6 protein-coding genes are annotated in these 12,563 nt (G+C 46.8%); all 6 read left to right on the top strand.

Going from position 1 to position 12,563, the window contains the following annotated elements; all coding sequences use genetic code 11:
- Positions 1–53: 53 nt before the first annotated feature.
- Positions 54–1,172, top strand: coding sequence for a hypothetical protein (locus tag BBR47_RS26025; RefSeq protein WP_015893434.1), 1,119 nt, complete (start codon positions 54–56; stop codon positions 1,170–1,172).
- A 188-nt stretch (positions 1,173–1,360) separates the two neighbouring features.
- Positions 1,361–3,931 carry a LuxR C-terminal-related transcriptional regulator gene (locus BBR47_RS26020; RefSeq protein WP_015893433.1) on the top strand — a complete coding sequence of 857 codons (2,571 nt, stop codon included), beginning with the start codon at positions 1,361–1,363 and terminating at the stop codon, positions 3,929–3,931.
- Between the two features lie 299 nt (positions 3,932–4,230).
- On the top strand, positions 4,231–4,911 hold the full coding sequence (locus BBR47_RS26015; protein ID WP_015893432.1) for a response regulator transcription factor: 681 nt from the start codon (positions 4,231–4,233) through the stop codon (positions 4,909–4,911).
- Complete coding sequence (locus BBR47_RS26010) at positions 4,908–6,692, top strand: sensor histidine kinase (RefSeq protein WP_015893431.1); 1,785 nt, start codon at positions 4,908–4,910, stop codon at positions 6,690–6,692. The genes BBR47_RS26015 and BBR47_RS26010 overlap by 4 nt, the downstream gene beginning before the upstream one ends.
- Complete coding sequence (locus tag BBR47_RS26005; protein WP_015893430.1) at positions 6,673–7,200, top strand: hypothetical protein; 528 nt, start codon at positions 6,673–6,675, stop codon at positions 7,198–7,200. The genes BBR47_RS26010 and BBR47_RS26005 overlap by 20 nt, the downstream gene beginning before the upstream one ends.
- A 224-nt stretch (positions 7,201–7,424) precedes the next feature.
- Positions 7,425–12,389: an Ig-like domain-containing protein gene (locus BBR47_RS26000; RefSeq protein ID WP_015893429.1), complete on the top strand. Its 4,965-nt coding sequence runs from the start codon at positions 7,425–7,427 to the stop codon at positions 12,387–12,389.
- Positions 12,390–12,563 lie beyond the last annotated feature (174 nt).

Below are 12,563 nucleotides of genomic sequence, written 5' to 3'. Positions count from 1 at the left end.
GAATGGGAAAAGATAAGCAAGGCTATCCCATGCAGGGGAGAGGAGAATAGCATATGGAAATCCACCAAATACCCGAGCAATTGCCATTGATCAAACATTCCAAAGACCTTTGGGGCTCTTTTGCATACAGCAAATGTAAGGATGCATACGGTTATGACAAAAATGGGCTGAAAAGATACGCGCTGATCGTTCAGCTTCAATACGATCAGACTGTGACAGAAGCAGACAAGGAGCTCCTGTACTATTTGATGAGCCAAGAGATTGAGATGCATAAGTTCCATCCGTATCAGGGATTACATGAATCGATGGACATCGTGGCTTACCTGTTGGCGAAGTATAAGGATGTTACCCATATCCCTCTGTTTGAGCAGGCAAAATTAAGCAATTTTGATACCTATTATGGTTTTGATACCGAGTATATTATTTCAGCGGGGATTGAAGAGGCGATCACGTATATCGAAGAGAACGATCTGTACCGAATCAGCTCTTTCTTTCAGAATAAGAAAGAGGAGCTGGCAACGATGTATTCGGCTGAACATATGGAGCGATGGTTTCAATCCAAGGCGAGGAATTACCCCGCCAATCCCGAGGATGAGTCCTTGATTACGTTAATGGACAGAGCATGTGATTTCGGTAACATGGCAGAAGCCAGAAAATTACTGGAGAAGCTAGAGGAGCAGCTCGGCTCTGACAAAAAGAATTATTCTCTGCTGTATCATCAGGCAAAACAATTGGAAGAGTACGACAAGGCACTTCACTACCTCACACTAGATCTACCGGAACAGGAAGATTCGTTTGATAAAGTATTCCTTTGGTTAAAAATCGCCGAAATCCATTTGCTCAAACAGGATTGGGTCCAGGCTTTTGCGAGCGTCAAGCAGTGCGAACCAGAGCTCAAACTCTTTTCTTCCTGGAGGAGTACCGGTTTGGGCAGAAGCTTGAGCGAGACCTTGTTGGATATCAGCTTGAAGGCAAAGGATAGCAACGAGGTTTTGGCTAGAGAAGCGTACCACTGGGCTAATCAGATGTTGAAAGCGACAAACAACTACAGCAAGAACGTTTTGAGAAAGGCGCACCAGTGTGCCAAGGTGCTGCAACTCAAACAGGATAAAAGGCTGTACAGTAAAAAGGTTGCGATAGAAGCCAGACGAATCAACAGAATGGTTAGATGACTTTCATAAAAAAAATACCCACGCAGGAGCGACTTTGCTGTATCTTTAATCTGAGCAATATTTCCTATCATTATATGATCCCATTTTCCCCCGTTAGCCAACCTCATTACGCTTCCAGTCATCAATAGAAAGGCTACGCTCCATGTTTCCTTCATGAATGTCATTTTACTTCTAGGCAGGAGATGCGTATGGATTTATTAACGTACAGTCCACTTATCGCAACCAAGCTTCATGTTCCGAAGTATGGTTCGGACTTGTTACTTCGGCATCAGATATGGAAAGAAATCGATGACGCTGGCGCCGCAAGAGTGATTCTCGTGTGTGCGCCAGCCGGTTTCGGTAAAACGACAGCAGTCAGTCAATGGACGCAAAATTCCGGCAAACCGACCGGTTGGATCTCCCTGGATGAATCAGATAATGATCCCGTGCGCTTTTGGCGATATTTTGCTAGGGCAATTGATATGGCACAGGAAGGCGTGGGCAAAGAATCTTCCTCGGTGCTTCACCCACAGTACACAGCTTCTGCTGAGCAGTTGATGTCCGTATTACTCGAAGAAATTGCGGGGTTTGAACGTGATTTTTATCTGGTATTGGACGATTACCACCTCATAAAGGAGCCTTCTATTCATGAAGGATTGCAGACACTGATCCAGCATGCTTCCTTCTATATGCATGTCGTCCTGATTACGCGGGAGGAACCTCCTTTTGCCCTACATCGTCTACGCGTTCGGAAACAGTTGAAGCAACTGGGCTCAGACACTCTTCGCTTCAATGAAGAGGAGTGCCGGCGTTTATTCTGTGAGCAACTGGGTATGAGTTTGTCAGAACAAGCCATTGGCCTGCTAAGCAAACGAACGGAGGGATGGGTGGCCGGTTTGCAGTTAGCAGCGCTTTCCATGCAAGGAAAGCCCGAAGCGTCTAAGGTCATTCATCATTTTTCCGGTAACGACAAGTACGTCGGGGAATATTTGACGGAAGAAGTATTGAAACGACTTCCAGAAAAGGTGCAGATGTTTTTGCTGAAAACGTCCATACTGCCGCGTCTGACAGGCGATCTATGCGCAGCTGTTACCGGGGAGCCGGACGCTCACGACATCCTTCGCATGCTGGAGCGAACGAATTCATTTGTGATCGCGCTGGATGGCGTAAATGAGTGGTATCGTTATCACCATTTGTTCGCAGAACTTCTACTTTCCCACGTAAGGAAAACATATAACGAACTGCTTCCTGCCCTACATATCTCTGCAAGCTGTTGGTTTGAAAGTCACGGGTGGATCATGGAGGCGACTGAGCATGCGTTTCTCGGAAAGGATTGGAACCGGGCAAGCCGTTTGATCGTTGCACATGCGCCGTGGATGTTGAAACAGTACGAAAATATTACACTGCGCAGATGGATGAGATACTTTGATTCGTCCTGGTTGGAAAGCAACCCCGAGCTGTGCATTGCTTTTGCCTGGCTGCATGCTGTGTCCAATGAAATTGATCAGGCGGAAATCCTCCTTCAATTGGCTGACGAAGCAACTCGGATCAATCATGGGAGCTATGACGACTGCCGCGTAGAAATGTGTGTGCTTCGGGGATATATCGAAGTGATGCGGGGAAATGTAGACCTTTCTCTCAAATATATGGAAGAATCCGTTCACATGAAGCCAAAATTCAGCCGCTACTTCATCGTTGGCATTGAACTGAATTCGGATGAGCCATACGTACTGCGCAGTCGTGTGGCCTTAAGCGGGTATTTGTCTAATGTGAATGAATACTATCCAAAACTAAGGGCGATCTGGAAGCACAGTGGTCTTGGGATATTGGCCTACGGTTCTATCGTTTTGGGCGAGCTTTATTATGAGCAAAATGATTTTGAGCAGTTGAAATATTTCGTACCTCGTGCGATTCAGTTAGGCACGATCTCTTTGAACTTCGGTGTATTGGTCCCGGTTTATCTGACGTTGGCTCGATGGAGAAAAGCAGAGCACCGTAACGACGAGATGTGGCTGGCCATGGAGGAAATCACTTCGCTATGCCGCCAGCATGATGCGCCTCCTCATTGGATGTCTTTTGTAGAAACGTTCCGCGTCCGATTATGGATCGAAGAAAATCGACGGGAAGAAATAGAAAAATGGGTCGAGCCCTATGCGAAAATGAATGTAGATATTGTCGCTTCCCGGCATGAATTTGAGCGAATGACGTTGGCCCGGGTATACCTCTATTTAAAAAACGACAGTGCAGCCATTATGCTGCTAACCAGCTTAAAGCACGAGGCGGAAATAAAGGATCGGCTCGGGAGTCGGATTGAAGCCTTTCTTCTGCTCAGCCAAGCTTACATGATCCAAAAACAGCAGCATGAAGCGATGGAGTGTATGCGCATGGCGGTGACGTTAGCCGCGCCAGAAGGCTATGTACGCACTTTTTTGGATGAAGGCTCTGGCGTTGCCAAAATGCTCTATTCACTCTATAAAAGCAAAAACGTATCCAAGCAAGAGATGGCCTATCTTTCGATGCTGCTCAAAAGTGTTGAGAAGGAATTTCCTACGCTTGATATTCAAATTCGGGTATCCCCTGCATTGGAAAAATTGACGGAAAGAGAGTCGGAAGTGCTGGCACTGATCGGTGAAGGGTTATCGAATTCGGATATTGCGGACAAGCTGCATCTCACACTGGGGACGGTAAAAGGGCATGTGCATCAAATTTTTAGCAAGCTCCAGGTAAAAAATCGTGCACAAGCAATCGTCAGATTAAGAGAAAGTGAGATCGACCAGTAGAATCCCCCGCCTATACGGAGGCCACTGAAAAAGTCCCAACGAAAGAAAACGAGCCGTTAGAATCGATTCTAAGGCTCGTTTTGCATGTTTTCAGTGGCCTCAGCCATTTTCGGGTGTTTGTTTTTCTTCGTAAATCCACCTCATGTACACACAACGGTCACATCAGCCATCTATACTCATCTTGTAAAAACAGGGTTGGCGGTCATAGGAATGGTGACGGTGAGATACAGGTTCGTAAATTTCACGATAAATTGGTAATCTATGCAATAAATGCACAACCACGAGTAAGGAGCGCGGAAATGAAACGGAAAGTGTTACTCGTAGAGGACGACGAGCTCATACGTGAATTTGTATCGGATTATTTTAAAAAAGAAGCTTGGGAAGTGTACGAAGCGCAGCACGGTAAAATGGCGATGGAGCTTTTTGCTCTGCACTCTGTCGATTTAGTTGTACTAGATATTATGATGCCCGAGATGGATGGCTGGTCGGTGTGCAGAAAAATCCGCCAGCAATCCGACATTCCCATCATAATCATTACAGCAAGAGTAGACGACGATGACCAGTTGATGGGTTTTGAGCTTGGCGCAGACGAATATGTCACCAAACCGTTTAGCCCAAAAGTATTAGTGGCCCGTGCCAAGGCTCTGATGAAAAGAGCAGAGGGGAGCATCGGGAGGGGAGATGATATCGCTCAGTTTGGAGCATTGACGGTAAACAAACGAGCTCACACTGTTACGATTGCCAGCGTCCCGGTTTCATTGACACCAAAAGAGTATGAGCTGCTTCTGTTCTTCATCAAGCATGAAGGGACGGTCTTGTCCCGAGATAGCATATTGAATGGGGTTTGGGGGATGGACTACTTTGGCGACCATCGCACCGTTGATACCCATGTGAAAAAACTGCGGGCCAAGCTGGATACAGAGCAGCATCTGATTCAGACGATGATCCGTTTTGGATATAAGTTTGAGGCAAAGCGATGAGACGACTTCGACTAAACGTTGTGACAAAATTATTTGCCGCCACTTTTGTTTTTGTCTTTTTGCTCTACGCTTTGATATTGATAGGGGAAAAGTTTTTCTTTGAGCGCTTTTATTTAAATGCGAAAGTAAGCGAGCTCTCGCAAGCAATGGCATCTTTCCCAGATGAGTACGCCAAACTCCCTCCCGACAAGCACAAGCTGGATAAGCTGGTGGGTACATTGATGAATCGCACAGATGCCAGCATCGCGATCGTAGATGAGCAGCTCAGGCAATTGAATCTCGACCCCTATTTTCTGGAAATGAAAGTAGCAAATAAAAATCAAGCGATTACCTTACCGCTAAAAGAAATGAAAAGCACCGATCTTCCTGAAGGACTCCATGTTGGAGACACGATTACCATCGACGGAATCTATATGGATGAGAAGAATACGATCATGAAGCCGATACGGATTGCGAGGCAAAGTCCATCCACAAATGTGACCGAAAATGGACTAACCCGGGTTACGGCAGTTATTTCTGAACTCATGCTGCCTAGTCAGCAGCGGGCACATAACCCTTTTTATCAGGATTCCCTCGTAGCTGATCAAATCGGACCATGGCTGACGCAGCAATCCGACGAGATTACACAGATGAAAAGCGGATCATTCATCCAGCGGAAGTGGACGGATCCGTGGAGTGGTGTAAACTATGCCATCGTGATTCATCGATTCTCCTATCAGGGCGGGGCGAATTATATACTGGCGGTGACGACGTTGCAACCAGTGAGCGATGCGGTAAGTATGCTGACCAGCTATTCCCTATACGCGACGCCAGTCATCCTCGTCATCTTACTGCTGCTGTCCTTTGTCTTTTCGAAGATCATCACGCAACCATTAGTTACGTTGAGTCATTCCGCTTCACGTATGGCTAATCTGGACTTCACAGAACTTGCTTCGATTCATTCTCAGGATGAATTCGGTGAGCTTTCTCGCCATCTGAATACATTAGCTGGTAAGCTGGATCAAACATTAAAAGATCTGAAAAGTGCCAATGTCACTCTTCGCGAGGATTTAGAGCATAAGGAAAAAATGGAGCAGCTTCGCAAAGAATTGATTGCAAACATCTCTCATGAACTCAAGACCCCGCTTGGCATTGTGAAGGGCTTTGCGGAAGGATTAAAAGATGATGTCGCACATGAAAAGCGGGAGCGATACATGGATGTCATTTTAAGCGAAGTCGACAAGATGAACGAGCTCATTATGGATATGCTGGAGTTGTCCAAATTCGAAGCCAAAGCCATTTTGCTTCGTAGACAATCGTTTCCCGTATCGGAAATAATAGATCGCGTAGCCGCTTCTTTTCAACTACAGCTGGCAAACAAGCAGGTACGATTATGGCTTGCCTTACCTGAAGAGATCAACGTATGGGCAGATCCAAGACGTATCGAGCAAGTGATCGTGAATTTGCTCGGCAATGCAGTCCGGCACGCCAATCCATCAAGTGAGATTCGGATTACCGGGGTCCGCGAGCGGGAGTGCATCCGGTTTCGAATCGAAAATGAAGGAGCGCATATCCCAGACGATCAACTAACGCGGATATGGGAGCAATTTTATCGAGTAGATAGCTCTCGCTGGCGGAAAACTGGCGGCACGGGTCTCGGATTAGCGATCTGTAAACACATCCTCGATCTGCATGGTAGTGATTATGATGCGGAAAATACCGTGAATGGAGTCGCTTTTTCCTTCACGTTGGTTGAAAATAAAAACAAAGGTGGAAATGACAATGAATTTGAAAAAGAATAATATGAAAAGCTTCCTGGCTGTATTGGTTCTATCACTCGTTACTAGTGCTTGTGGCACACCAGTTCCTTCACAATCGACTGGTCAAGTGCCGCGGCAAGTTCCTCAGGAAAACAAAGAAAACACGGAGAAACAACCGGAGAAAGTTGCAAAAGACATTGCCGCAGAACAGCAGGAAAAAGAAATTCTCGTCGTGGTCGACCAGGAACCGAAACCCATCGAGGGGAATAGCTTCGATTTCTCTATCGAACAGCTACCTGCCGGCTATTCGTTAGCTAGCATGCAGTGGAAGTCCGAGAAAACTGATATCGTAAACACTACTGAGCAAGCGATCAAAAATGACAGTGAAGGTATCTCTGGTGGGAATGGCTTTTACATCAGTGGCAATGGACAGTTCACCGGTTTCTTTTACAAGGATGAGTTGAAAGGGGAAAAGGGGAAATTGATCTTGGTCTTTCAAAATGAGCAAGGCAATAAAAAGACATGGGAGAAGGAGCTAACCCTTAAATAACACCCGCTAAATTGGAACCCCATTTTTGGGGTTCTTTTTGTTTGCAACAGTACGGTGGGGTTTTTTATTGAAAAAAATCAATCACGAAAAGACATAACTTTAGTTAGTATTTTTTGCAAAAGACTGTTGTTACCATATTTTTGTTTCACCTAGATGTTTTGCTGGGGGAATGTGTCGACAGTAGGGGGAGTTGAAATGAAGAAGGAAGGAGGACAACGTTATTGATGAAAAGAATGATGGCTCGTTTGTTGGTATTTACTTTGCTGTTTGCAATTGTCCAACCGATGCTTATTCAAGAAAAAGCCAACGCAGCGGAACTTCTAGAGATTGGAGTAGAGGCAGACAAGTTCGTGGATGCGTTTGGTGCCTATCCTGATGGCTTGGATTATCAGGGTGTTCCCAATACGCTGATCGTCGGCTATGCGCGAGACTCTGGTGGGGATTATGGGGCTGCGAATGCTGCTCTACGTTTTGACCTGAGCGGCGTGAAAAGTGAGAGGAAAATTCAGTCTGCTGTTCTGAAAATTTATGTGCATAAGGTAGAAGCAACAGGTGGAGATATGCCTTTCATTGATCTATGGGGCTCGTTTGATGACAATTGGAACGATGATTTTGCGACTGTGCTACCTTCGTATCAGGAAAGAATCATAACAAATGAGTTTATTCCTACTAATTTCACAGGGTGGAAATCGTTTGATGTAACCAGCTTTGTCATGAGTAATATTCCAGACAAAAAAGCTACCTTTGTTTTAAGAGGAAGACAAACAGCACCACCTGTTCCTGTCTTGTATCAGCCTCAAATTATTTTCTACGACAAAAGAAATGCTAGCTATGCTTCTCAGCTAGAAATCACGTATGCTCTTAACACTCCACCAACCGATATCCTCTTATCGTCCAATTCGATTCCCGAAAACAATCAAATAGGAGCGGTAGTTGGTACGCTTTCGGCAGTAGATCCTGATCAAGGAGACACCGCTTCGTTCCATATTCAAAACCCTACGGTTCCATTTACTGTTGACGGAAATCAACTGAAGGCGACAGAAACGTTTGATTTTGAAACGAGCTCGACTTACGCTGTACCGATCACCGCAACAGACTCGGCTGGCAATATATTCACCAAGGTGATGAACATCCAGGTGACGGATGTAGATGAACCACCAACGACAGCGACGGTTATCATCAATGGTGGTGCTGCGTTTACGAATTCACCAAATGTGACGCTCACCATGGCCCATGATGATCCTGACGCGGCCAAGCCCGAATATCGTTTGGCGAATGTAGAAGGTGGTCCTTGGAGCGAATGGAAGTCGTTTATGACACCAGTAATGTGGACCTTTACGACAAACGAAGGGACCAAAACGATCTTCATGGAGCTGCGTGACGGAACAGGAACTGTTCTGAAAGCGCAGGATAGCATTGTGCTGGATATAACACCTCCGGCAGGGACTATCGAGATCAATAATGGGAACGTAGCCACTTCATCAGAAAAGGTGGAGCTTACCATTCAGGGAAGTGATGCGAACGGCCCTGTAGAAGTGATGTTGTCGAATGATAACAGCTTTACAGGTAGCTGGATACCTGTTCCTGTCAACAACAAGCTGGAATGGAACTTGGCTAGCGGAGATGGGCAAAAAACGGTCTACGCGAAGTTCCGTGATGGTGCAGGGAATATGTATTATACATCGGGTACCATCGTGTTGGACAAAACGCCACCTGTTGTGACAGGGGTAGCGAATGGCAGCTTCTACACGGCAGATGTCACACCTGTCTTCGACGACGGCACAGCAACATTGAATGGTGCTCCTTTTGTCAGTGGCACAAAGGTGAGTGTGGAGGGCAAGTATACGCTGGTAGTGACGGATACAGCGGGGAATACGACAATGGTAACCTTTACGCTGGATAAAACCGCGCCAACTGGAACATTTGCGATTAATAACGGAGCCACTCATACGAATAACCAAGATGTCATTTTGCAAATCGATGCCACTGACGTTTCCAACAAGGTGAAAATGAAGCTGTCCAACGATAACACCAGCTGGAGTGCACTAGAGGATGTGGCGAGCGCCAAGTCTTGGAAGCTAACAAATGGGGATGGACAGAAGACAGTCTATCTACAGTTGATCGACGAAGCTGGCAACACGCATGATTTACAGACAACAATTACACTCGATACGGTTGCGCCTGTAGTCACAGGGGTAGAGAACAACAAGCTGTACAATCAGAGTGTGACGATCAGCTTCAACGAAGGAAAGGCGACCTTGAACGGAAAGACGATCGCTGACGGAGAAATCGTCAATGACGATGGCGCTTATACGCTGATTGTCACGGACGAAGCGGGCAATACAGCAATGCTTGCATTTTCGATTGATCAAACGAAGCCGTCGGGCAGTTTCAAGATCAATGGTGACGCCGATTATACCAATACACTAGCAACGACATTACAAATTGCCGTTACCGATTTCAGCAATGAACTACAGATGCGCTTTTCCCATGATACGAGCGATCCAGCCAATTGGACTTCTTGGGAAACGCTGACCACAACAAAGGCGTGGACCTTGCTGACTGGAGACGGAACCAAGTCGGTTTCCATGGAAGTAAAGGATAAGGCAGGAAATATTGCCAGCTTTACCGATGAAATCACACTCGATATGACCAACCCTACGGGGGGCTTTGAGATCAATCAAGGTCAGTCGTATACCAACACGAGCAAGGTTACGTTGAGTGTGGAGTCGGCTGATGCTCATGGTGTGGAAATGCGCTTGTCGAATGACAACCTGACGTGGAGCGATTGGAAAACAGCGCCGACGAAAGGCGACGTTCCATGGGAGCTGAGCGGTGGCGATGGAACCAAAAGGGTCTATCTGGAGCTAAGAGATCCGGCTGGAAATAGATTGGCCCTTCAAAAGCAAATCACGCTGGATTCCGCTGGACCAGTTGTCACAGGAGTCGCCCAGGATGGTGTCTATGCGAGCGACGTAACGATTACCTTCAATGAGGGAACAGCATTACTAAACGGCAATCCGTTTACGAGCGGTTCTGTCGTCACTGCGGAAGGCTCGTATGAGCTGGTCGTCACGGATGATGCACAAAATCGTACGACGATCCGTTTCACGCTGGATAAAACACCACCGGCTGGAACGCTCAGCATCGATAACGGAGCCGAATTTGCGAAAACAGAAGACGTTACACTGCAACTCACTGCGTCAGGCAATACCAACGACATTGAAATGGCGATCTCTAACGCCGATGACAATTCGGGTACGTGGGAGCGTTTTGCGGAGTCAAAAGCATGGAAGCTGGCTGATGGCAGCACAAACGGTACCAAAACGGTTTATGTCAAGCTGCGGGACAAAGCGGGGAACGTCACAAAGCTAAGTGATACGATTGTACTGGATGTGTTGGCGCCTACTGGATCTATCACGATCAATAACGGAGACAATTCCACCAAGTCTCGTGATGTTACGCTCGCTATCACAGCGAACGACAGTACCAGTGATGTACAAATCCGCTTCGCAAATGGTGACAACGACTGGAGCGATTGGGAGGCAGTAACTGCGACCAAAGCATGGCAGTTGAAGTCCGGTGATGGAACCAAGACTGTCGAGATGCAGATCACAGACCGGGCAGGGCACATTACAACCGTGTCAGATACAATCGAGCTGGATGCAGATGCGCCCGTTGTTACTGGAGTCGAGGACAAAGGCATTTACAAAGATGACGTGACCATCACATTCAACGAAGGAACCGCGACGTTGAACGGTGCTCCATTCTCAAGTGGCGACCGGGTAACAAGTGAAGGTAAGCATGAACTACGGGTTGTAGATGCTTCCGGTAACGAAATCAAGATCACGTTTACTTTGGATAAAACAGCACCAACAGGAACGTTCGTCATCAACAATGATGATCGTCTAACCAGCTCCACCAGCGTGAGACTGCATGTTACTGCTTCGGACAATTTAGGAGATGTCGAGATGCGTATCTCCAATGACCAAGGCAAGTGGAGCAGCTGGGAAAAAGTGACGGGAACGATACCGTGGAACTTGACGTATGGCAATGGAATGAAAAAGGTTCTGATCCAGCTTCGCGACCAGGCAGGAAACACCGTTGAACTGGATGATTCCATTGAGCTACACGTGCCAAATGTGCCGAATCCACCAACAGGAGAGCCGGTCACCGGAGTTGAGCTGGAGGAAGAGCAGTTAACATTGCGTGTTGGCGATACAGAAAGCCTTCGAGCCACAGTAAAACCAACGAATGCCACCAACAAACGGGTCAAGTGGGAAAGCAGCGACTCTGAGATCGTAGAGGTAGATGAGGATGGTAAGATCAAGGCAGTAGCTCCTGGAACTGCGACGATTACAGTGACGACCGTAGACGGGAACAAAACCGCTTCGGTGGAAGTAACCGTTAAGGAAATACCCACCTTCCAGTTGGAAACAAACGAACCGTCCTTCTGGATTAAGCCGAGAGTAACCACAACCTTACGAGTTTATAAGGTAGAAGGCAAAAAACGCAAAGACATCACGCGAGACAAAAATGTTGAGTACGACACGGAAAACGGGTTGGTTACCGTCAAGCAGGGTCGCATTACGGCAGGCAAAGAAGAAGGAGAAGACATCGTTATCGTTCGCTATATGGGCGAGGAACTGGAGATTCCGGTGACGGTTTCTACGAAAACGATTCGTTCGTTGACGACCTCCTTCAAGGATTTGGTGCTGGAGATCGATGAGGAGAAGCAGCTAACGCTGACAGCCGTCTTCAATGACAAGAACACCGAAGAGGTGACAGAGAAAGCAACTTGGTCCTCTAGCAATGAAGAGGTCATCGAAGTAACAAAAGAGGGAAAAGTGACAGCGCTGGCTTCCGGGAAGGCTGTCATTACTGCGAAATACGGCGGTAAAAAGGTAACTAATCGTGTGCTCGTCGTAGAGGAAAAGAAAGTGAAAAATTTGCGAGTATCGCGCTCTTCGCTGCGCTTGGAGGCAGACAATACTGGAGAGATCGTCCTGTATGCGGTCTATGAAAATAGATACGAGGAGATCGTCACCAAGGATGCCAAATGGACAGTGGAAGATCCTGAGATTGCGACTGTAGAAAATGGTGTCGTGACCGCACTGGAATCTGGTAAAACAACCATTACAGTGGAATACGGCGGCGAGACTATTACGATTAACATTACGGTCTGGTAAATGAAAAGGGGCTGTTCGATCTACTGTGGAGGGCAGCCTCTTTTCCATTCTGTTTAAAAGGTGAAGAAAGATGGAGAATGCACTCCTTGCTTTTGCAAGTAGCATCTTGATTGGGGCCATTTTTTTTGGGATCTTATGGTGGGAAGGCTCGTGGTTCAGTCTTCGGTTTACGAA

Origin of the sequence: Brevibacillus brevis NBRC 100599, assembly GCF_000010165.1 — a bacterium.
Classification (GTDB): Bacteria; Bacillota; Bacilli; order Brevibacillales; family Brevibacillaceae; genus Brevibacillus; species Brevibacillus brevis_D.
Note: the sequence above shows the minus strand (reverse complement) of the source record. Positions and strands in the feature narration are given on the sequence as shown.

What these genes read in the sequence shown, in the direction of transcription:
- BBR47_RS26025 (WP_015893434.1), top strand. Translation starts at nt 54, where the DNA reads ATGGAAATCCACCAAATACCCGAGCAATTGCCATTGATCAAACATTCC.
- BBR47_RS26010 (WP_015893431.1), top strand. Translation starts at nt 4,908, where the DNA reads ATGAGACGACTTCGACTAAACGTTGTGACAAAATTATTTGCCGCCACT.
- BBR47_RS26000 (WP_015893429.1), top strand. Translation starts at nt 7,425, where the DNA reads ATGAAAAGAATGATGGCTCGTTTGTTGGTATTTACTTTGCTGTTTGCA.
- BBR47_RS26015 (WP_015893432.1), top strand. Translation starts at nt 4,231, where the DNA reads ATGAAACGGAAAGTGTTACTCGTAGAGGACGACGAGCTCATACGTGAA.
- BBR47_RS26005 (WP_015893430.1), top strand. Translation starts at nt 6,673, where the DNA reads ATGAATTTGAAAAAGAATAATATGAAAAGCTTCCTGGCTGTATTGGTT.
- BBR47_RS26020 (WP_015893433.1), top strand. Translation starts at nt 1,361, where the DNA reads ATGGATTTATTAACGTACAGTCCACTTATCGCAACCAAGCTTCATGTT.